The sequence below is a fragment of the Nitratiruptor sp. YY09-18 genome (genome assembly GCF_016593235.1).
Lineage (GTDB): Bacteria > Campylobacterota > Campylobacteria > Campylobacterales > Nitratiruptoraceae > Nitratiruptor.
The window spans coordinates 547,255-568,892 of sequence record NZ_AP023065.1 but is presented as its reverse complement, the minus strand read 5'-3'; the positions used below and the strand labels follow the sequence as shown (position 1 = coordinate 568,892).

General features: G+C 40.3%; 23 protein-coding genes and 6 tRNA genes. 16 read left to right on the top strand and 13 right to left on the bottom strand.

The genetic code is table 11. The annotated features are described in order from the left end of the window. Window positions 1–35: 35 nt before the first annotated feature. From galU to ileS, 7 genes are all read right to left on the bottom strand, one after another. Window positions 36–860: a UTP--glucose-1-phosphate uridylyltransferase GalU gene (galU, locus tag JG734_RS03210; protein WP_201333588.1), complete on the bottom strand. Its 825-nt coding sequence runs from the start codon at window positions 858–860 to the stop codon at window positions 36–38. Between the two features lie 60 nt (window positions 861–920). Then, window positions 921–997, bottom strand: a tRNA-Met gene (locus JG734_RS03205). A 14-nt stretch (window positions 998–1,011) separates the two neighbouring features. Then, window positions 1,012–1,086: transfer RNA gene (locus tag JG734_RS03200), tRNA-Gln, on the bottom strand. Between the two features lie 59 nt (window positions 1,087–1,145). Next, the gene (locus JG734_RS03195) at window positions 1,146–2,327 is read right to left on the bottom strand and encodes a PLP-dependent aspartate aminotransferase family protein (protein WP_201333587.1); all 1,182 of its coding nucleotides are present in this window, start codon (window positions 2,325–2,327) and stop codon (window positions 1,146–1,148) included. 69 nt (window positions 2,328–2,396) lie between these two features. Beyond that, window positions 2,397–3,842: an IMP dehydrogenase gene (gene guaB / locus JG734_RS03190; RefSeq protein WP_201333586.1), complete on the bottom strand. Its 1,446-nt coding sequence runs from the start codon at window positions 3,840–3,842 to the stop codon at window positions 2,397–2,399. Between the two features lies 1 nt (window position 3,843). Continuing rightward, on the bottom strand, window positions 3,844–5,175 hold the full coding sequence (gene gatA, locus JG734_RS03185; protein WP_236587018.1) for an Asp-tRNA(Asn)/Glu-tRNA(Gln) amidotransferase subunit GatA: 1,332 nt from the start codon (window positions 5,173–5,175) through the stop codon (window positions 3,844–3,846). 87 nt (window positions 5,176–5,262) lie between these two features. Then, a complete protein-coding gene (ileS, locus tag JG734_RS03180) occupies window positions 5,263–8,007 on the bottom strand; it encodes an isoleucine--tRNA ligase (protein WP_201333584.1) in 2,745 nt (914 codons plus the stop codon). Window positions 8,008–8,105: 98 nt separating this feature from the next. Between ileS and JG734_RS03175 the strand changes: the two genes are divergently transcribed. The 6 genes from JG734_RS03175 (at window position 8,106) to JG734_RS03150 (ending at window position 10,546) form a co-directional block, all read left to right on the top strand. Then, window positions 8,106–9,194, top strand: a complete 1,089-nt coding sequence (locus JG734_RS03175; protein ID WP_201333583.1) for a CinA family protein — start codon at window positions 8,106–8,108, stop codon at window positions 9,192–9,194. 86 nt (window positions 9,195–9,280) lie between these two features. After that, window positions 9,281–9,356: transfer RNA gene (locus tag JG734_RS03170), tRNA-Lys, on the top strand. A 5-nt stretch (window positions 9,357–9,361) separates the two neighbouring features. Further along, window positions 9,362–9,437 (top strand) — tRNA-Glu (locus JG734_RS03165). Between the two features lie 6 nt (window positions 9,438–9,443). Next, window positions 9,444–9,519 (top strand) — tRNA-Val (locus tag JG734_RS03160). A gap of 2 nt (window positions 9,520–9,521) precedes the next feature. Beyond that, a tRNA-Asp gene (locus tag JG734_RS03155) sits at window positions 9,522–9,598 on the top strand. A gap of 87 nt (window positions 9,599–9,685) precedes the next feature. Beyond that, window positions 9,686–10,546 (top strand): PilZ domain-containing protein, encoded by an 861-nt coding sequence (locus JG734_RS03150; RefSeq protein WP_201333582.1) that lies wholly within the window; start codon window positions 9,686–9,688, stop codon window positions 10,544–10,546. Here JG734_RS03150 and JG734_RS03145 read toward each other — a convergent pair. The 3 genes from JG734_RS03145 to JG734_RS09480 are packed head-to-tail and all read right to left on the bottom strand — an operon-like array spanning window position 10,543 to window position 12,833. Next, a complete protein-coding gene (locus tag JG734_RS03145) occupies window positions 10,543–10,977 on the bottom strand; it encodes an NUDIX hydrolase (RefSeq protein ID WP_201333581.1) in 435 nt (144 codons plus the stop codon). The genes JG734_RS03150 and JG734_RS03145 overlap by 4 nt on opposite strands. A gap of 3 nt (window positions 10,978–10,980) precedes the next feature. Beyond that, window positions 10,981–12,696: a DNA polymerase/3'-5' exonuclease PolX gene (polX, locus tag JG734_RS03140; RefSeq protein ID WP_201333580.1), complete on the bottom strand. Its 1,716-nt coding sequence runs from the start codon at window positions 12,694–12,696 to the stop codon at window positions 10,981–10,983. Window positions 12,697–12,698: 2 nt separating this feature from the next. Continuing rightward, entirely contained in the window at window positions 12,699–12,833 is a 135-nt protein-coding gene (locus JG734_RS09480) for a hypothetical protein (RefSeq protein ID WP_255531404.1), read from the bottom strand. Between the two features lie 102 nt (window positions 12,834–12,935). Between JG734_RS09480 and JG734_RS03135 the strand changes: the two genes are divergently transcribed. From JG734_RS03135 to JG734_RS03115, 5 genes are read left to right on the top strand one after another with little or no spacing between them, the layout of a single operon-like run. Then, window positions 12,936–13,601: a response regulator transcription factor gene (locus JG734_RS03135; protein ID WP_201333579.1), complete on the top strand. Its 666-nt coding sequence runs from the start codon at window positions 12,936–12,938 to the stop codon at window positions 13,599–13,601. After that, window positions 13,579–14,742 (top strand): HAMP domain-containing sensor histidine kinase, encoded by a 1,164-nt coding sequence (locus tag JG734_RS03130; RefSeq protein WP_201333578.1) that lies wholly within the window; start codon window positions 13,579–13,581, stop codon window positions 14,740–14,742. The genes JG734_RS03135 and JG734_RS03130 overlap by 23 nt, the downstream gene beginning before the upstream one ends. Next, window positions 14,736–15,044 (top strand): hypothetical protein, encoded by a 309-nt coding sequence (locus JG734_RS03125; RefSeq protein ID WP_201333577.1) that lies wholly within the window; start codon window positions 14,736–14,738, stop codon window positions 15,042–15,044. The genes JG734_RS03130 and JG734_RS03125 overlap by 7 nt, the downstream gene beginning before the upstream one ends. A 59-nt stretch (window positions 15,045–15,103) precedes the next feature. Continuing rightward, complete coding sequence (locus JG734_RS03120) at window positions 15,104–15,427, top strand: cytochrome C (RefSeq protein WP_201332985.1); 324 nt, start codon at window positions 15,104–15,106, stop codon at window positions 15,425–15,427. Between the two features lie 27 nt (window positions 15,428–15,454). Further along, the gene (locus JG734_RS03115; protein WP_201333576.1) at window positions 15,455–15,757 is read left to right on the top strand and encodes a c-type cytochrome; all 303 of its coding nucleotides are present in this window, start codon (window positions 15,455–15,457) and stop codon (window positions 15,755–15,757) included. Between the two features lie 51 nt (window positions 15,758–15,808). On the opposite strand, the gene trxC is transcribed toward JG734_RS03115, so the two are convergent. Then, window positions 15,809–16,234 (bottom strand): thioredoxin TrxC, encoded by a 426-nt coding sequence (gene trxC / locus JG734_RS03110; RefSeq protein ID WP_201333575.1) that lies wholly within the window; start codon window positions 16,232–16,234, stop codon window positions 15,809–15,811. Window positions 16,235–16,329: 95 nt separating this feature from the next. On the opposite strand from trxC, the gene JG734_RS03105 reads away from it, so the two are divergent. Genes JG734_RS03105 through JG734_RS03085 form a run of 5 tightly spaced genes read left to right on the top strand, consistent with a single transcriptional unit; the run spans window position 16,330 to window position 20,406 of the window. Continuing rightward, on the top strand, window positions 16,330–16,491 hold the full coding sequence (locus tag JG734_RS03105; protein ID WP_201333574.1) for a hypothetical protein: 162 nt from the start codon (window positions 16,330–16,332) through the stop codon (window positions 16,489–16,491). A 34-nt stretch (window positions 16,492–16,525) separates the two neighbouring features. After that, window positions 16,526–17,740, top strand: coding sequence for a saccharopine dehydrogenase family protein (locus JG734_RS03100; protein WP_201333573.1), 1,215 nt, complete (start codon window positions 16,526–16,528; stop codon window positions 17,738–17,740). Continuing rightward, window positions 17,737–18,516, top strand: coding sequence for a DUF4197 domain-containing protein (locus tag JG734_RS03095; RefSeq protein ID WP_201333572.1), 780 nt, complete (start codon window positions 17,737–17,739; stop codon window positions 18,514–18,516). Before JG734_RS03100 ends, JG734_RS03095 begins: the two co-directional genes overlap by 4 nt. Further along, on the top strand, window positions 18,506–19,648 hold the full coding sequence (gene nspC, locus JG734_RS03090; protein WP_370583621.1) for a carboxynorspermidine decarboxylase: 1,143 nt from the start codon (window positions 18,506–18,508) through the stop codon (window positions 19,646–19,648). The genes JG734_RS03095 and nspC overlap by 11 nt, the downstream gene beginning before the upstream one ends. Continuing rightward, window positions 19,621–20,406 carry an alpha/beta hydrolase gene (locus tag JG734_RS03085; protein WP_201333570.1) on the top strand — a complete coding sequence of 262 codons (786 nt, stop codon included), beginning with the start codon at window positions 19,621–19,623 and terminating at the stop codon, window positions 20,404–20,406. Before nspC ends, JG734_RS03085 begins: the two co-directional genes overlap by 28 nt. Here JG734_RS03085 and JG734_RS03080 read toward each other — a convergent pair. Further along, complete coding sequence (locus JG734_RS03080) at window positions 20,369–21,184, bottom strand: hypothetical protein (RefSeq protein ID WP_201333569.1); 816 nt, start codon at window positions 21,182–21,184, stop codon at window positions 20,369–20,371. The genes JG734_RS03085 and JG734_RS03080 overlap by 38 nt on opposite strands. Further along, entirely contained in the window at window positions 21,181–21,630 is a 450-nt protein-coding gene (locus JG734_RS03075; RefSeq protein ID WP_201333568.1) for an iron-sulfur cluster assembly scaffold protein, read from the bottom strand. Before JG734_RS03075 ends, JG734_RS03080 begins: the two co-directional genes overlap by 4 nt. Window positions 21,631–21,638: the final 8 nt, after the last annotated feature.

The following is a 21,638-nucleotide window of genomic DNA, read 5'->3' as shown; positions in this document are numbered from 1 at the left end:
TCATCCTGATAAGTTTTTTTTATAATTATAGCAGATTATTCTTGCGCAAACTTTTGAAAAAAATAATTGGTAGCCTCTACAAAACCTGCCACACTTCCGCAATCAAAACGTCTTCCTTTAAATTTATAGGCTATGACCATATTTTGCTGTGCCTGCACTTTAAGTGCATCAGTAAGTTGTATCTCTCCACCGGATCCAGGTTTAGTTGTACGTAGAATAGAAAATATATCGGGAGTAAGTATATACCGGCCAATTATTGCTAAATTACTAGGAGCCTCTTCACTGGATGGTTTTTCTACCATATCTTCAACCATATATATTCCATTTTCTATCTCTTTAGCTTTTACAACACCATATTTACTTATATCCTTTGGATCAACCTCCATAACTGCAACGATAGATGTACGAAACTTTGCAAAAACTTCTACCATTTGTGCCAATACACCTTTGTCTTCACCCTCACACAAATCATCAGCAAGTACTACACCAAAAGGTTCATTTCCTATAAGAGTCTCACCTGTTAGTACTGCATGTCCTAGGCCTAACATCTGCTTTTGGCGAGTGTAGGTAAATGTATAGTTTTCTACAAGAGAACGAATATTTTTGAGAAGATGCTCTTTAGAAGTTCCTTTGATCTGATGCTCCAATTCATAACTGATATCAAAATGATCCTCAATTGCTCTTTTACCGCGCCCTGTAATGATAGCCATAGTATCCATACCAGCTTCTATCGCCTCTTCGACTCCATACTGGATGAGAGGTTTGTTGACGACGGGAAGCATCTCTTTTGGAATCGCCTTTGTAGCTGGCAAAAAACGGGTACCATACCCAGCAGCAGGAAACAGACACTTTTTAATCATAAAAAAACCTTTGATTTTTGCTGTTATGATAGTGGATTTTTCGTTAAGGAAGAATTAATTTGGTTGCGGGGGGAGGATTTGAACCTCCGACCTTCGGGTTATGAGCCCGACGAGCTACCAGACTGCTCTACCCCGCGATATGCGAAGATCATGGCTGGGGTGGGAGGATTCGAACCCCCGAATGGCGGGACCAAAACCCGCTGCCTTACCGCTTGGCGACACCCCAATCTTTCATGAGTTGTTCGTTGAATTGCGGTGAAATTATAAAAGATTTTTCTCTCTTTGTCAAGAGTTGAGGCTTTGCAAAAAGTCTTGCACAATTGCTTGCGGATTCTCTAGACCAATAGAGAGTCTCACTAGCCCTGGGGTTATGCCAAAGTACTCTTGTACCTCTGTGCTAAAATCAGAGTATATTGTGCTTTGCATATGCAATCCCAACGTTCTTGCGTCTCCAATATTTGCAGTAATATAGAGAAATTTACTTTTTTGCAAGAAAGCAAATGCCCTATTTTTATTTTCTAAATCGATGCTCATCATTTGTCCAATGCCATAAGGAAAAAAGTTACTGTTTTGGTTATAGAGGACTTTGATAGATTTTTCCAACTCTTGTGCCACATACTGGGCATTGTGTATTACTCTTTGGATGCGTAGAGCTAGAGTTTCAAGACCTAGAAGGGTAAGATATGCATTATAAGCACTCATACTCATACCAAAATCGCGCATTACCCTTTTTTTGATAACTCCCATGATAGCTTTTGCACCAAGTTTGTCATAAAACTGCTTTAAAAAAGAAAATTTATCAAATAGCGCTTCTCGAGGCTCTTTAAAAACAACCGCTCCTCCAAGGGATTGTGAATGTCCACTGAGAATTTTCGTAGTCGAATAGACTACTATATCAGCGCCCCAATCGAATGGATTGAAAAGAAGTGGCGTTAGAGTATTATCCACTACAAATAAAACTCCATAATTTTTCGCAATCTCTTGCATCTTGGCAAAATCGACAATGGTTGTGGTAGGATTACCCACACTTTCACAAAAGAGCATCTTTGTATTTTTTGTAATCTCTACATCATCAGCCTTCTTATAAAAGCGGCTCTTAATACCAAATCTTTGCAATGTCTGCGTCAAAAGCGCATATGTACCACCAAACAGTGAGCCAACGCATACCACCTCATCCCCACTTTGCAAAAATGCACTCAATACCGCAGCAATCGCACCCATTCCACTTGCTGTAGCTACTGCACCATCAGCTTCATCGATTGCTGCTATTGCGCTCTCTAGCCTTGCTACTGTTGGATTGCCCATTCTTGCATAGAGTGGTTTTGCAACCTTTCCAGCGAAGATATCCTCAGCAGTTTGTGGATCACCATAGGCAAAGGATGCAGAGCCAACAATTGGAGGAGAGATTGGACCCTCTTTGGATGATTGCTGGACGATAAATGTCTGATAGCGCTCAAATGGATTCATAAAAAACCTTTGCAAAGTTGTAGGAATATATTACAAAAAGTAATAAGAAAAGACAAGAGGCAGAGCCTCTTATACGTGGTAGTTAGGAGCTTCTTTTGTGATAGTTACATCATGAACATGAGATTCTTTCAACCCAGCACTTGTGATCTCAACAAATTCAGCTCTCTCTTGAAAAGCTTTGATATCTTTAGCACCAAGATATCCCATAGAACTACGTAATCCTCCAATAAGCTGATGGATAACATTTGCAATTTTACCCCGATATGGCACCATACCTTCAATTCCTTCTGGCACGAGTTTATCAGCAGCAGTTCCTTCTTGGAAGTAGCGGTCTGTACTCCCTTTTGTCATAGCCCCAATACTGCCCATACCGCGATATGTTTTGTATTGGCGTCCTTGATACATTATCACTTCACCTGGACTCTCTTCGGTTCCAGCAAGCAAACTTCCAATCATCACACTGCTTGCGCCCACTGCCAAAGCTTTTGCTACATCACCAGAGTATTTTATCCCTCCATCAGCTATGATTGGTACACCATACTCTTTGGCTACCGTTGCACACTCATCAATCGCACTAATTTGTGGTACACCAACACCAGCTACAATGCGTGTAGTACAGATACTTCCTGGTCCAATTCCCACCTTCACTGCATCTGCACCAGCTTTGATGAGATCCTCTGTTGCTTCAGCAGTTGCCACATTTCCAGCAACTACATCGATATCAAGCTCATCTTTAATCGCTTTGAGTGTATCGATGATGCCTTGTGAATGCCCGTGTGCACTATCAAGCACAAGCACATCTACTCCAGCTTCTACCAATGCGCGTGCACGATCAAACTGATTGACACCAATTGCAGCGCCAACTCTTAGTCTCCCAAATTCATCTTTATTCGCATTTGGATATTCGATCTTTTTCTTAATATCTTTAATTGTCACGAGACCTTTAAGTTTTCCCTCTTCATCAATGATTGGAAGCTTTTCGATTTTATGCTCGTTCATCTTCTCTGCAGCCTCTTCAAGAGTAATGCCAGGTTGCGCAGTTATCAGAGGCATTTTTGTCATTACATCTGCTACTTTTTTGCTAAAGTCCTTCTCAAATCGTAGATCCCTATTTGTCAAGATTCCCAAAAGGTGCATATTTTCATCTACCACAGGAACACCACTAATCTTATATTCGCTCATAAGTCGCTCAGCCTCTGCAATAGTCGCATCTGGATGGACATAAATTGGATCGATGATAATACCACTCTCACTCTTTTTGACTCTCTTGACCTCTTGGACTTGGCTTGGAATATCCATATTTTTGTGAATGATCCCGATACCTCCAAGTCTTGCCATGGCAATAGCAGCTCTATGCTCAGTTACAGTATCCATAGCAGCTGAAACCAGTGGGATATTAAGCGGTACCCTTTTTGTTAGCATCGTAGAGATATCCACCTCTTTAGGAAGTACAGTTGAATGCTTAGGGACAAGCAAAACATCCTCAAAAGTCAATGCACGTTTACGTATTCTCATTTTAGCTCCTTGTTGCTCTTTCCAAACTCATAGCACCATCAAAAAGCGTCTGCTCATCAAACGCTTTACCAATAAGCTGCAATCCAATAGGCAATCCCTCATACTCATCTACAGGCAAACTGATTGCAGGAAGACCAGCCAGGTTCACTCCAATTGTATATGCATCACTCAGATACATCTCCATCGGACTTGCCAATTCGCCAAATTTATAGGCAACGTTTGGCGCAACAGGTGAGAGAATGAGGTCAACCTCCTCAAAAACCTTGCTATACTCATCCTTGATTAAGTGGCGAGCACGTTGTGCTTTGATATAGTATGCATCGTAATATCCACTAGAGAGCACAAATGTTCCCAGCAGAATGCGTCTCTTTACCTCTTCGCCAAACCCTTCGCTGCGCGTCTTTCTATACATCTCCTTGAGATTGTCTGCTTGGGCTCTTCTGCCATATCTGACACCATCATAGCGACTGAGGTTCGTACTCGCTTCTGCCATTGCTGTGATATAGTAGCTTGCAATATCATACTTTGCATCCATGAGCGTCACTTCTACGATCTCATGCCCCGCATTTTTAAGAGCTTCAATCGCTTTGTCATACGCCTTTTGGATAGCTGCACTAGCATCTTTGATGAAGTTTGGTACAACTCCGATTCTTAGTTTTCTCTCTGGATTTGGCTCAACCGGCGTAAATGCAACCTGTGCACTTGTACTATCCTTTGGATCATATCCTGCGATTGCATTATAGAGGATCACTGCATCTTCCACATTTTTCGTCATCGGGCCAATCTGGTCGAGACTACTTCCATATGCTGCAAGACCAAAGCGTGACACTCTCCCATATGTTGGCTTCATGCCAACAATTCCACAAAAAGCTGCTGGCTGGCGGATACTGCCACCTGTATCGCTCCCCAAAGCTGCGATAGCAATACCTGCAGCTACTGCTGCAGCGCTTCCGCCACTACTTCCGCCTGGCACTCTGCTAGGATCTTTTGGATTGAGTGTTTTGCCGTAGCAGCTTGTCTCTGTGGTGCTCCCCATCGCAAACTCATCCATGTTTGTGCGTCCAAATGGAGCAAATCCAGCACTTTTGAGCTTTTTTATCACTGTTGCATCATAGGGCGCATAGTAGCCTTGCAAGATTTTACTCGCGCATGTCACTTCCCATCCATCAACTTGAATATTATCTTTGATTGCAATAGGTACACCCTCACCGCTCTCATCGAGTGCTATATAGGCATTGAGCTCTTTGTGCTCTGCAGCCTTTGCAGCTAAATCCTTTTTGAGTTCAGCAAGTTCTTCTTTTGGTAATTCCAAAGCCTTCTTAAGTGTTATCAACGCATTCTCCTTACAAATAAAATCCCAATAAATACTAATAATAGAAAAAATATAATAGCCCATACAATAGCACTTGGTGGTACCGGCTTACTCAAGTCCATCTACTACCTTTTGGCAACGCTCACAAAGAGCCTCAGGCTCAATTGCTTGATATTTCCAACAGCGAGGACACTTATGCAGCGTAGCTATTTTGATCACAAATTTATCTCCATCAACTTCGAATCTACCAAGCTCCTCTCCACCTATTTCACTATCAACGCCGCTAACTATAAACCAATCTTCACGCTCAGTCTTTGGAAGAGCTAGCACTTTTTTTGCATGAGTATCAATAACTACTTCCAAAGATGATTTGATAAGCTTCTCTTTTTTGAGATTATCAATAATTTCATTGAATTTTCTTCTAGCTTCCAACATATACACTTCATCAAATGCAGCTGTAATTTCTGGAAGTCTCTCTATCTCAAAATCAAAAATTGACACTTTTGTGCCTTTTAAAATTTGTGGTGCATGTTCTACTATCTCATCAGCCGTATAGGTAAGTACAGGGGCAATAAGACCAAGCATCGATTTGGCAATGAGAGCCATAGCACTTTGGCTCGCACGTCTATGAGGATCATTGAGCGCATCACAGTAAAGGCGATCTTTACATACATCGAGGTAGATGCCACTAAATTCATTCACTATAAAATTATTGAGAATATTAAAGCCTTTTGCAAATTCGTAGTTTTTGAAATGTTCCTCTACCTGCTCAAATACTCTTTTTGCTTTGGTCAAAATCCAGCGATCAAGTACACCAAACTCTTCATTAATAGTATCAAGATCATTGATATTAGCTAGCATAAAACGAAAAGTATTACGCAGTTTCCTATATTGCTCCGCAATCTGCTTGAGGATATTTTCACTGATCTTAAGATCACTTTGATAGTCACTCATAGCTACCCAAAGGCGTAAAATCTCAACTCCAAATTTTTTCGCAACATCTTGAGGAGCAACTACATTGCCTTTGGATTTGCTCATCTTCTCACCCTTTTCATCGACTGTAAACCCATGAGTGAGAATAGCTTTGAATGGTGCTTTTTTCTCTATAGCACTGCTTACTAAGAGTGAGCTTTGAAACCAACCCCTGTGTTGATCACTTCCTTCTAAATAGAGATCAGCCGGATACTCTCCTGCATCATAGCGGCGAGATTTGAGCACTGCATACCAGGTTGATCCACTATCAAACCAAACATCAAGAATATCCATGACTTTTTCTAGATTCTGCGGATCATAACCACTTCCTGGATAGAGCAGATCTTTTATCTCCATACTATACCAAGCATCGCTTCCAAAACGCTCAAAAATCATCGCTATATAATTGAGTACCTTCTCATCTAAAATGACTTCACCTGTAGTTTTGTCTCTAAAAAATGCAATTGGCACACCCCAGTCACGCTGGCGGGATATACACCAGTCTGGTCGATTCTCTATCATCGCACGCAAACGGTTTCGTCCCCACTCTGGATAAAAGGCAGTCTTTTCCACCTCTTCCAAAGCTATCTGGCGGAGTGTCTTTTGTAGCTCTTTTGGCGCTTTATCCACAGCAATGAACCACTGCTTTGTAGCACGAAAAATAATAGGCTTATGTGTTCTCCAACAGTGTGGATAGGAGTGTTTGATATTCTCTGCTTTTAAAAGACTCTCTCCCAGAAGCTCTAAAATCTTCTCGTTTGCTTCAAATACATTCATCCCCACAAACTCTTCGGGCAAGAGTTTTTCTCGCACTATCGTCTCATCATAGCGCCCTTCATCATCTACTGGCATAAGTACTTCAAGATTGTAAGCAAGTCCTACACGATAGTCATCCTCACCATGTCCTGGTGCAGTATGGACCGCCCCTGTCCCACTTTCTGTTGTAACATGCTCTCCAAGAACTATGCGGCTACGACGACCATTAAGAGGATTGATTGCATGAAGATTTTCAAGCTCTTTTGCTGCAACTTTCCTCTCTACCTCCCCTTTGACTATCTCTTTTTCTTGAAGTTCTTCATACAGATCTTCTGCAACTATATAGCCATCACTTGTAAGTACATACGAAATATCTGGATTGAGGGCAATTCCTGTGTTTGCTGGAAGAGTCCAAGGGGTTGTAGTCCATATGATAATACTAGCATCTTTTCCGATCTTTTCTGCAGCATCTTTATCAAGCTTAAAAGCTACATATATCGACGGACTTACCTTATCTTCATACTCCACTTCTGCTTCAGCCAATGCAGTCTTTGCTGCCCAGCTCCAATATACAGGCTTGCTGCGCTCAACCAAAAGGCCCTCTTTTGCTATTTCGCAAAGAGCACGGTAGATATCAGCTTCAAAGGCATAATCCATTGTCAAATAAGGATTTTCCCAATCTGCTATTACACCAAGATTTTTAAACTCTTCTCTTTGAATATTGACAAATTTGCTGGCATGTTCACGACACAGCTCTCTGATTTTTGTCTTTGGAAGTTCCTCTTTTTTCTTTGTACCGATTTTCTTTTCTACTTGCTGCTCAATTGGCAATCCATGACAATCCCATCCAGGAGTAAAACGAACAGCATTCCCTTCAAAGTAGTTAAATTTGACAATAATGTCTTTGAGAATTTTATTGAGTGCATGGCCAATATGAATATGTCCATTAGCATAAGGAGGACCATCGTGGAGAGTAAAGAGAGGTCTTCCTTCTCTTTTCTTTTTCATCTTCTCGTAAACTTTATTCTCAAACCATCTTGCATATCTTTTTGGTTCATTTTGCGGCAGATTTCCTCGCATAGGAAAAGTGGTTTTGGGCAAAAGGAGCGTCTCTTTATAGTCCATACAACCCTCTTTTTGATTTTTTAAGATATATTTTATAAAAAAAGTAATTAAAAGGTACTGAATATTTGCTATAATCAAAAAAATCACAAAGGTTCTCTATGCAAACAGCCCTCCTCTTCATAGGGAAAGAGTTTCAGATCAATGACGAGTTTGTCTCCTATGTCAAGCGCCAACTGCTTAAAAATGTGGATACAATAAGTGCGATTGTTTTTTATAAAGAGCGGGATAAAAATCTTTTTGTCCATATAGCAGATTTTGCAAAAGAGTATAGAAATCTTTTGATTGTCACAACCTATGAGAGCTATCCTACTGTAAGTAAAATTATCGCTACTCTCTATGATGATACACTCGTTGCAAAAGAGAACTTTTTAGTTCCTACAAAAGCGACCGCTGCAGAATCGAACTCATTTTTGATTGAAGCAAACCCCTCTGCGATAAATCTTTTACGTGTTAAAATTGGTGAAAAGCTACCAAAAATATTGCTAGGACTACAAAACGAATCTACCAATTTATTTATTTTTGGTTTGGATAGAGCACAGATAATGGAGAAGATTGATCCACTAGCCAAGAGCTATGATATTGGCTATGTTTTGACACAAGAGACTCCGGAACTTCACAAAGTATTTGTCTATAACAAAAAGTATGGAGATCTTGCAATCTTTGTCCAAAATCTCAAACTCATGCTACCCCAGAGTATGATCGTAGCCCACAATGTATTTGAGTATCTCATAGAGCGATTTACTATTGCACACAAAACGATTACATTTGCTGAGAGCTGTACAGGAGGATTGTTAGCAAGCCTCTTGACCAAAATTCCTGGCTCATCAAACATATTCAACGGTTCACTTGTTACATATGCAAATGAGATCAAACATGCATGGCTAGGTGTGAAAAAAGAGACACTCGAAGCCTTTGGGGCTGTGAGCGAAGAGACAGTAGAAGAGATGCTACGAGGAGCTCTCAAAGTAGCTAGTGCAGACTATGCAATAGCCATTAGCGGTATAGCAGGACCAGGTGGTGCAACTCCCACAAAACCCGTAGGAACGGTAGTTGTAGGATGTAGAGGTAAAGAGAGCGAACTTATTCGCACTATGCACTTTAAGGGTGATCGCAACTATATCCAGTATCAAGCAGCAATGTATGGAGTCAGACTCCTCTTTGAAATTGCAAAAGAGGAACTTTTCTAAAACTCTTGACATCTCAAAATTTTTTTCTTATAATTTCACTCACATTCGCAAACGCGATAGGCAAAAGCCCATAATCGCGAAGGTTTGACCCGTTAGCTCAGTTGGTAGAGCAACTCCCTTTTAAGGAGTGGGCCGTTGGTTCGAATCCAACACGGGTCACCACTTGCGACCCCTTCATCTAGTGGCCAAGGATGCCACCCTTTCACGGTGGTCACAGGGGTTCAAATCCCCTAGGGGTCGCCATATGATGGTCGCTTAGCTCAGTTGGTAGAGCGCTTGCCTTACAAGCAAGTGGTCAGTGGTTCGAGTCCACTAGCGACCACCATTGGAGCCGTAGTTCAGCTGGTTAGAATGCCGGCCTGTCACGCCGGAGGTCGCGGGTTCGAGTCCCGTCGGCTCCGCCACTTATCCTCCTTTGCAACACTTCTGCAACGCTTCTTTGCTATACTTTTTACATGAAGATGAATATAAATAAAAAAGATAGATCTAGTATGACGATAGAAGATTTTTACAAGAATGCAAAAATTCATGATCTTACTGCTCAAGAAATAACATTCCTTTACGACTATGCACAACAGTGCGATCTCGATCCAAGTAGAGTCCTTGTCAATAAAGATTTTTTCAACCAGGTAGTACAAAAATATCGTGAAATAGCTCCAAAATTTGATAGCGCTATGATCTCCTCTATTGAAGATAAATTGGGATTTACCTCAGGCATTACCCAACGGATCTATTCCACAAAAGAGATACGTGAACAGCAAAAGGCAAAATTCTATTTTGACAGGTTTTCTTACAATCCTATAACATTAATAAAAAATTATGATGATTACGGGTTGTGGCAGATCGATCTCCATGCCAATATGGATAGATTCAAAAATGGTATGCAAGGATTTGTCATTTTTGAGATACGCCATCTCATAGCCTACAAATTCAATACAGTCGTTGAAGATGTTTTGAAGTATTTTGAGAATAAATTCTTACAAATTCCTCATTCCCAAAATATTGAAGTTTTGGCAAAAAGAAAATACCCACGTATCGAAGTCGATATCGATGGACTGGTCAAAAAGGTAGGACGTCTCAGAGATTACCCCTACTACAAATGTAAAATATGCAATATTTCAGAAGGCGGTGTGAAAATTTGTGTAGATGAAGATGCTTTTAAGCAGGGTGATCAACTAGAAGTAAAATTCAAACTCACTTATGAAGGTATAGAGGCTGAAGCTATAGTCAAAGCGCACATCACATATGATGGACCAGGACAGTATGGCTTACAATTTACCAATATTGATAGTCACACCCATTTTGTTATAGCAAAGTATATTCAAACCAATCTCAAAGATGAAATTATTTAGATACACGACCTGTCTTCTAAAAAATCCCTCAAAATTTTCGCATGGTCAAAAACAAGTCTTTTCCATGGTATCTCTTCAAGTTTATAAATAGCAGCCTTTTTTGCATCATCATTTGCTTTTGGCATTTGTGAGGCTTTGCACTCAAAAGTAACTGATACAGTGTGAAAGCGTGGATCCCTCTTGGGATCACTGTAGACATTGAAGATGCGAATAATCTCTACATCTAAACTTGTCTCTTCCCTCATTTCTCGCAGCAGTGCATCCTGCACACTCTCTCCAATCTCTACAAATCCGCCAGGAAGCGCCACACCAAGAGGCGGATTCTTACGCTCAATCAAAACAATACCCAAAAATTTTTCATTATCAAATATCTTAATGATTCCATCAACTGCCACATAAGGAGTCGCAGGTCTAAAAGGATATGTATACATTTTTTACCTTTTAAGAAGTTTTTTGAGCTCTTTGAGTGAGCGTGTATTGATAATGTCCTCTTTTTCGCACCATCCGCGACGTGCTTGGTTCACACCATATTGCATATAGTATAAAGAATAGATATTGTGCGAATCGGTATTGATAGCCATCTTCACACCTATCTCTTTTGCCATCTTGGCGTGTATATCATTAAGATCCAACCTATCAGGCTGTGCATTTATCTCCATATGGATATTGCTCTCTTTTGCACTTTGCAAAATCTTCTCCATATCGATATCTATCGGATCGCGCATATTTATCATCCTTGCGGTAGGATGTGCTAATATATTGACATGTGGATTTTCAAAAGCTTTGAGTATACGGGCAGTCTGTTTCTCTTTAGAGAGATTAAATTTATAGTGCACTGCAACTAAAACTACATCCATCTCTTTGAGTACATCATCACTCATATCAAGTGAGCCATCCTCTAGTATATCTACTTCCATACCTTTTAATATGGTTAGGCCTGCTATTTTTTCATTGACCTTATCTATCTCTTCAAACTCTTGCAAAACTCTCTTCTCATCAAGCCCCTTTGCTACCGTCAAACGCTTTGAGTGATCAGTGATAGCGATGTATTCATACCCCATCTCTTTTGCAGCTTTTGCCATATCCTCAATAGTGTGTTTTCCATCACTGTATACCGTATGCATGTGCAGATCGCCTCTGATATCTTTGAGTTCTATGAGTTTTGGAAGTTTGCCAGCTTTACACGCTACTATCTCCCCGCGATTTTCTCTCAGTTCTGGCTCAATATAACATAACCCTACAGCCTTATAGACCTCCTCTTCAGTTTTTCCGGCTATACGCTCTTCACCTCTAAAAACTCCATACTCATTGACTTTGAGTCCAAGCTCAATTGCTAGTTTTCTGATCTCAATATTGTGCTGCTTGGAGCCTGTGAAGTAGTGCAAGGCACTTCCATAGCTCTCATCCTCTACACTCCGCAGATCCACTTGCAAGTCATTATTCAAAATAACAGTCGATCTGGTAGAGCCTGCAGAAACCACCTCTTTGATTTTTGGATATTTTATAAAGTGGCGAATCACTTCGCTAAAATCTTTGGCAGTAGCCAAAATATCAAGATCCCCTACCGTCTCTTTCTTTCTCCTAAAACTTCCTGCAACCTCTAAGTGTGTCAGCTCAATTTGTGAAAGATATGCCAAGAGATCATCCACATACTCCTTAGCTTCACTCCATTTGAAGCGGTGGCCAGCTTTCTTGGCTAATACGACCCCTTTTAAAATCTTCTCCACAAGAGTAGGACCAAAACCGGGAAGCTTTTCTATTTCACCACTCTCAGCAGCTCTTTTTAGATCATCCATAGTCTGAATATGAAGTTTCTCATAGAGCGTTTTAATTCTTTTTGGACCCAATCCCTCGATAGAGAGCATCTCCACAAGAGTTGGAGGAATCTCCTCTTTGATCTGCTCTAGTTTTGAAAATTTCCCAGTAGTGACGATCTCTTTTATGTAGCTACTCAGATCTGCACCAATACCTGGAAGTTTTGTGAGATCATACCCCTCTTTGACAAGCTCTTCAAGAGGTTTACCGATATTTTCTACCGTTCTAGCAGCATTTCTATATGCTCGTACTTTAAAAGGATTTTCCCCTTTAATTTCTAGCATATCAGCATATTCATTGAAGATTTTTGCTATCTCTGCATTTGTAATGGCCATAACTACCCTTCTTTCGCTTTTGATTTAATATATGCTCCATAGATCATCACTACAACACCCGCAATGAGCAGGCTATATGCACCAGTTGTGCTCAGCTCCACACATCCAACTGTAAAGCTGTTAAATGCTGTTACCATCAAACCCCAACCAAAGAGATAAAAAAGCTCTCCACGCCGGCACACCGTACATTTCATATTTACTCCGATTTTTTATAATATTATATAGCTAAAGGAGTAAGTTTGCAAAACACGAATGTTTTACTTTTAGAAGATGATATGAGCCTGAGTGAGACAATAGCAGAGTATCTAGAAGATGAAGGATTCCAAGTCACAGCAGTTTATAACTCCGATGAGGCATTGGATAAGATATATGAAGAGAATTTTGATATTTTGCTTTTGGATGTAATGGTGCCGGGAACAGATGGATTTACCCTTCTTAGGCAGATTCGCCAAAGAAGTGATGCGCCAGCAATCTTCATCACTTCCCTTGATAGTGTAGAAAATCTTGAAAAAGGATTCGCTAGTGGTGCAGATGACTATATCCGCAAACCCTTTGCACTCAAAGAGCTCAAACTCCGCATGGAAACACTGCTCAAGCGTACTTACGAAGCAAAAGAGAGCAAAATCGCAATAAATGAAAAGAGCTACTTTGATATCAAAAGTGGCACGCTCTATGTCGACGGCAAGCCAGTCAACCTCAACCAAAAAGAGATACGCCTTCTCAAACTGTTTCTCAAACACCCCAATGAGCAGATAAGCCATGAACAAATCTATGAAACGCTTTGGGACTATAATGAGACACCCAGCGATATGGCTTTGCGCACCTACATAAAGAATCTGCGCAAATATCTTGGAAAAGAGAGAATTGAGAGCATAAAGCGCTATGGATATAAATTTATCAAGTGAGAAACATAGTCTCATAAAGTTTTTGGGACTCTATATATTTTTGACCCTCATTATATTTGCTCTTGCATCGGTAATGTACTATAAATTTGAAAAAGATGTGATGCTCTACTCTAAGTTGCCGCGCCTGCAAGAAAACTCCAAAGATGTCATTCGCCGTATCAAAGCAATGCATGAATCATTGCTTGAAGATAACTTCTATCCTCGCTACTCCACATTTCACTCTGCAATCTTTGATGCAGATTACAAAAAAATATTTTCGCTCCTGCATAATGATGCAGTCGATTTCAATGATTATCTTTATAAAAAAGGAAAATATATCTACTTTATAAAAGAGCCTGGCCTTTACTACCTTGGAGCTAAATATGTTGTGATTGAAGTGCCAGATGATGAAAAATGGTTAACAACTCTTTATCGCAACATTGCACTCTATGGCACCCTCTTTTTGCTCTTTATGGCAGTACTAGGATATTTCCTTGTCAAGCAGTTTTTGCGTCCTATGAAAGACTCATTTTTGTTGCTCAACAACTTCATCAAAGATACAACCCACGAACTCAACACGCCTGTGAGTACCATTTTGGCCAATATCGAAACTATCGATAAGAACAAAATCGATCAAAAAGTAGCCAAAAAACTCCAGCGAATAGATATAGCAGCACGCACAATTTCAACTATATATAAAGATCTCACCTATCTTTTGCTCCAGGATAAAATCCCTTCAAAAATAGAAAAGATCGATATCAATAGTCTCATCTCCCAAAGGCTTACCTACTTTGCCACAATGGCTGAAGCCAAAAAGATCAAGATAAGTTTTTCCCAATCGCCTACATTCTTAGAAGCTGACAAGCAAAAAATCACTCGCCTCATAGACAACCTTCTCTCCAACGCAATCAAATACAATAAGGTAGGCGGTACTATCAAAATCACAACATTTCGCAACGGTTTTAGCATAGAAGATAGTGGCATCGGAATACCTGAAGAGAAAAAAGAGGAGATTTTTGAGCGCTACAAACGCCTCACAAACAGCGAAGGAGGATTTGGTATAGGTATGCACATAGTGCTCAGCATTGCCAAAGAGTTTGGACTTAAGATTAAAATCGATTCAAAAGAGCAAAAATATACGAAAGTGACTGTAACATGGTAAAAAAACTCCTTCTTGCCTTTGTTTTTGTAGAGTTGGTTATGGGAGCAAATATCTTCGATAGGTCTTGCATACCATGCCATATGAGAAAGAGAGCACCTCTCAAGCCAATATTTTTTGATTATCTCCTCTACTATAGCAGCGAGCGAGCAGTCAAAAACGCAATGGTGCAAAACCTTCTCCATCCTGACAAAGCACATATAATTGAAAAGAGGCTCTATAGGCATAGATTCAGAGAAAAGACTCTGCGCAAAGCTTTAGATATTTACTGGGATAGATACAAAATATTTGGAAAGATAAAATAATTCACAATAACTTCACAATTATGCTTTACAATTGAATTGACTAAATAAAAGGAGGCAAAATGAAAAGAATCGCGAGTCTAATCTTCGCAGCAATTCTTGGTGCAAGTTTCATAAGCACTGCAGCATTTGCAGATGCAAGCAAGGGTCAAAGAATCTACCAAAAGAAACTCAAAAAAGTGTGTGGATTCAATGGTGCAAAATTTGCTGCAAAGCATACACAGGATGAGTGGGAAGAGCTCAAAGAGGAAGGTAAGTTCGAAGATGAGATTCAAAAACTCTGCCCTAAATATAAAAAAGGGTATCTCAACGCTTCTCAACTCAACCATGTTTATGACTTTGCATACAAATATGCTAGCGACAGCGGTGAAGTTCCAAGCTGTTAATAATAAATTCTAAATAAGGAGGATACAATGAAAAAATTGGCAGTACTTACTCTTGCAGCAGCAGTTGCAACTACTCTTATGGCGGCTGACGGTGCAGCCCTTTATAAAAAATGTGCTGGATGTCATGGTGCAAATGGTGAGAAAAAAGCTCTTGGCAAATCTGAAGTTATCAAAGGTTGGCCAAAAGATAAAATCGTTGAAGCTCTCAAAGGCTACAAAGCTGGTACGAGAAACGTACACGGTATGGGCGCTTTGATGAAAGGTCAAGTGGCAAATCTTAGCGATGCTGACATCGAAGCTTTGGCTGATTACATCTCTAAGTTGAAATAATTCAACCTTTTTAATAACTTACAATTTAACAATTTTTGAGGGCATATGCCCTCACACAAATCTGCTTACCCACTGCGCAATCTGCGGTGCACTGAGTGCTCCTGATACCCTATCAAGCTCTTGTCCATGTTTGAAAGCTATCATAGTAGGAATCCCTCTGATGCCGTATGGTGCAGCAAGTTGTGGATACTCTTCGGTATTGAGTTTTGCAAATCGCGCTTTGAGCGGAAACTCTCTTGCAGCTGCTTCAAAATTTGGAGCCATCATAAGACACGGTCCACACCATGGAGCCCAAAAATCTACAATAACCGGAATATCATTTTTTGTAAGCATTACTTCAAAATTTTGTGGATTGAGATCGACAGGATGAGTATCAAGGAGATCAGATCCGCACTTTCCACACTTTGCTTTGTTGTAGTGCTCTTTTTTAGGCAGTCTATTGACACTCAAACAATTTGGACATACTACATTTATCATATCTTCCTCCTTTTTTCTCAAGATTTTATCCAATCAGGCTCAAATATTTTGCTACTTTTATTGCTTTTGCTATAATGGAGAAACAGGAGCAAACTATGGCTGACTTCTTTGTAGAAAATGTAGTCAAATCGTACCGTGCTAATGAGCACCCCTCATACCGCTTATGGCAAGAAAAGCGCAAAAAAAGAAAAAAACAGAACATCTCTTCATACAAAAAGAAAAAACGCAAAAAACACCTCATCGATATTTATGCGTAATATTGCTATAATCAAATAAAAAAGGAAGAGCAATATGGGAAAAGTGCTTATTATAGGTGCAGGAGGTGTTGGCCGTGTCGTTGCTCACAAATGTGCTCTCAATCCTGATACGTTCCAACATATTGCACTTGCTAGTAGGACGCTGAGCAAATGCGAAGAGATTCGTCAAGAGATCAAAGACAAGTGGAACCGAGATATTGATGTAGCAAGAGTCGATGCAGATAATGTTAATGAACTCATTGATCTTATACAACTTGTCAAACCAGATATTGTCATTAATGTTGCATTGCCGTATCAAGACCTCTCCATAATGGAAGCTTGTATGGAGACAAAGGTGGACTATCTTGATACTGCCAATTACGAGCATCCAGATACTGCAAAATTTGAATATGGACCGCAGTGGGCATTGGATGAACCATTTAAAGAACGCGGCATTATGGGTTTACTTGGAAGTGGATTTGATCCTGGTGTGACAAATGTATTTGTAGCATATGCGCAAAAACACTATTTCGACACTATCGAGTATATCGACATACTTGACTGTAATGCTGGAGATCATGGTTACCCATTTGCTACCAATTTCAACCCTGAAATCAATATCCGCGAAGTCAACTCCAAAGGAAGATACTGGGAAGACGGCAAATGGATTGAGACTGAACCTATGGAGATCAAAATGGTATGGGACTACCCAGAAATCGGTCCCAAAGATAGCTATCTTCTCTACCATGAAGAAGAAGAATCACTTGTCAAGCATATCAAAGGGCTTAAGCGCATTCGCTTTTGGATGACATTTAGCGAAAGTTACCTCACTCACCTCAAAGTCCTTGACAATGTAGGTATGACGCGTATCGACCCGATTGAGGTAGATGGATGCAAAGTGGTACCACTCCATGTACTCAAAGCGCTCTTGCCCGATCCTGCAAGTCTTGGAGCTAGAACCAAAGGAAAAACAAATATCGGTGTAGTCTGTGAAGGTATAAAAGATGGCAAACGGCGTAAAATTTACATATATAATATCTGTGACCACCAAGAAGCCTACAAAGAAGTTTACAGTCAATGCGTAAGCTATACTACAGGAGTTCCAGCAATGATTGGAGCAAAGATGATGCTAGAGCGTAAATGGTATAAACCGGGAGTATGGAATATGGAGCAGTTTGACCCTGATCCATTCATGGAAGAGCTCAACAAGCAGGGACTTCCTTGGCATGTATTGGAGATGGATCCCAATCAAACAAAGGAGATAAAATGAAAAAGATGATACTTTTCATAGCTTGTGCTCTCATTTTGCAGGCAGGCTTTTTAGATAGTTTGCAAGAGGGAGCAAAGCAGTATATGCATCAAAACTCTACAAAGAGTGTAACTTCTTCAAATGAGGAACAAAGCGCTCTCCATGATGCCCTCGAGCTTGGCATCAAAAATGCCATCGGTACCCTTGGCAAAAAGGATGGCTTTTACAAAAATCCTCTTGTCAAAATTCCCTTACCGCAAAATGTCCAGACTGTGGCAAAGACACTGCGCAGTGTAGGAATGGGAAAATATGTGGATAATTTTGAGCTCTCCATGAATAGAGCTGCAGAGGAGGCTGTACCTGAGACTGCCTCAATTTTACTCAATACTGCTAGAAGCATCTCACCCGAGGATACAAAAAGGTTGATTCTTAGCAACAAAGATGATGCAATTACACAATATTTCAAGCAGCATGCTGGTAAGCAGCTTCAAGAAAAAATCGCACCAATTATCAAAAAGCATCTCGAAAATGAGCAGGTAACAAAATATTATCGTCTCATGATGGAAGCGTATAACAAATATGCACCAAACCTTACAAACAATAGCTACACCAAAGGAGCGATGCAAGCTCTTGGTATGAATACACCTGCAAATGTAGAAGAAAAAGATCTGAGCAGCTACGTGACCAACCGTACTCTTGATGGAATATTTAAAATGATAGCGCAAAAAGAGCATGCAATCCGCACCTCTCCACTTGCTCGCACAACTAAAGCATTGAAGGATGTCTTTGGAAAGTAGGATCGAAAAGGTCATCGATCGCATCAAAACGCCCGCTTATGTGTGTGAAGAGGCTCTTTTGGAACGCAATCTCCAAATCCTTGATGATGTACAACAAAAAAGTGGTGCAAAAATTATTTTGGCACTCAAAGGCTTTGCAATGTGGAGTACTTTTGATCTTGTAAAAAAGTATCTCCATGGTGCAACTGCTAGTGGACTATGGGAGTGCCATTTAGCTTTTGAAGAGCTTGGCAAAGAGGTGCATACCTATTCACCCGCCTTCAAAGAGGACGAAATCGATCTCATTGCAAAAATGAGCAACCATCTGGTCTTTAATTCTCTCAATCAATTGCAAAAATTCAAATCACGTGTAAAGAAAGTCAACCCTTCCATATCTCTTGGCGTGCGGGTCAATCCTGAGTACAGTGCTGCTCCCGTGGAACTCTATAACCCTTGTGCTCCTATGAGTAGACTTGGTGTCACACGCAATAACTTTTACTGGGATGATGCAATTGAGGGGCTGCATTTTCATGCACTTTGCGAAGAGAGCGCTACCTCTTTGCAAAGAGTGCTGCAAGCATTTGAAGAGAAGTTTGGAGAGTTTATCCCACAATGCAAATGGATAAATTTTGGTGGAGGGCACCATATAACAAAAGAGGGGTATGACAAAGAGCTCCTCATTAAACTCATCAAAGATTTTAAAGAGCGCTACAGTGTTGAGGTCTACCTCGAACCTGGCGAAGCGGTAGGCTGGCAAACAGGAGTGCTTGTCGCAAGCGTAGTCGATATCATAGACAACGGCATGCCTATTGCAATCCTTGATACTTCAGCTGAAACACATATGCCAGATGTACTTGCAATGCCCTATCGTCCGGAAGTAAGAGGAGCTGGTCATCCTGGTAAAAAGCCCTATACATATCGCTTGGGTGGGAACTCATGTCTAGCAGGTGATGTGATAGGAGATTACAGCTTCGATAAACCGCTTGAAATTGATCAAAAGCTTATCTTTGAAGATATGATCCACTATACATTTGTTAAAAACACAACTTTTAATGGTATAAGATTACCTGATTTAGCAATTTTACGCAAAAGTGGTGAGTATGAAGTAATAAGGAGATTTGATTATTGCGACTACAAACACCGACTCTCCTAATTGCAACTGCAATTATCGGATATGCATCTTTTTGCGCATACCTTTATTTCAATCAAGAGAAGCTTATTTTTCGCACAGACCTTGCTCCAAAAGAGGTAAATCTCCATCCAAAAATTAAACAGACTTTTATCGATGGAATAGAGGTTGGTATTATAGATAATAAAAGTGCTGTTACAATTTTCTATTTTGGCGGCAATGCAAATAATGCATTAGAATTTCTCAATAATTTTATAGACACACCCTACAACTTTGTAGCAATGAACTATCCTGGATATGGCAACTCCAAGGGTTCTCCTTCACAAGATGCGATTTTCGAAGCAGCTACGAAGGTTTACGAGAAATTTAGGTCTAAAACCAACATTCTCATAGGTCGCAGCTTAGGCACTGGAGTGGCAGCATTTTTGGCTTCACGCTTTCAAGTAGCAGGAATTATTCTTATCACCCCCTACTACTCTTTAGAGCATTTAGCAAGGCTGAAATACCCTTACTGTCCTATCGGATTTTTGATCAAGCACCCTTTTAGAACCTATGTATATATCAAAAATACAGATATACCTGTCTGTATCATCCAAGCTGCCAAGGATGATATGACTCCGCCAGCTACACTCAATAAGCTCTTGCCATTTATAAAAAACCTTAAACTACGTCAAGAGATTCCTTCTTCTACGCATGCTGATATTCTCTCCCATCCACAAACTATTTACATGCTAAAAAAATGCATCAAGAGTTTTGTAGATGAGCAAGAGCCTCGCGCATAAGCTCTATATGGTAATCCTCTTGATAGTTGATAAAATCAAAAAATTTTTGCAGCTCTTCATCTGATACTGCTTGGCTCAGAGCCTTGCACTGCTCTTTTGCTGCAATCTCTTCATCTATTCCATTGCGCAAGAAGTTTTCTAGATCTTCAAACTTATAGACCTCTCTCATTACAACTCTTGGCAGTGCCAAAATCCCAAGCTTTGCTTGCAGAAGTGCAAATGATTTGAGATGAAAACACGATTCATATATCAAATCTTCAAAAATAGAATAGAGCTCTTTGCTGCTAGTGTGCATAGCTGCATAGAAGTATGTCACAATAAGCTCATACTCTTTATACGACTCTTCAAACAAAAACTCCACTAATGCCTGAAGGCTCTCTCCCTCAAGCCCTTCATAGAAGAGTCTTTTGTCAAATGCTGTGAGTTCTTTGGGATCTTGCTTTGCAAACTGCTCCAGTTTGTAGCGCATATACGCTTCGTCTCTTTTCATACGATCAAAGAGAGGCGCCACTCCATACTCTCTTTCTACCTTATCAATCACTTCTACTAAAGTCTCATAAACTCCTCTATCAAATTTATGCACGATATCGATATGCTCTCTATCCCAATCAAAATCCAATCCCTCTTTGATCATCAATTTTGCAAGCCATTTGAGATGGCGAAATTCTATGCGTGCAAAATCAAGAAGTATCGCATACTCTTTTCCCTCTTGCAAAGCAAATGCTCCATAGAGCATCTGTAACCACAATTGATGTTTTTTGCGAAAAAGTTCTCTCATGATTGCTCCTCTGGAGTTGGACAACTGAGGGTCACATACTCATAGTGATCTTTTTCTATCCCCTTTTGTCTTGCTTCATAATCTTTTACAGCCGCCATAAAAGCACGCGCCACCACTTCGCCACACGCTGCATCTGGTGGGGGATTATCTTTGATCTTTTCAAAGACCTCATTGGTAAAGTCTATTCCATGCTGGAGTGTTTTGTTTTTATACTCCTTGCTAAAGAGCCCTCCACTCACTACTGTGGTACCACATCCGTTTGTCTGCCATTTAATGTCTTTTATGATTTTGCTTACAGGATCAATTTTGAGGTATATCACAACCATCTCACCTGTTTGCTGGTTTTTCCCATAACCTTTAGCATCATAATCTTGCATTTCACCATAATTTGGAGGGTTGATCATGAGCTCTAGAAGCTGCGGATCGATAGGTGGAGTTTGCTGCATAGTCGTCC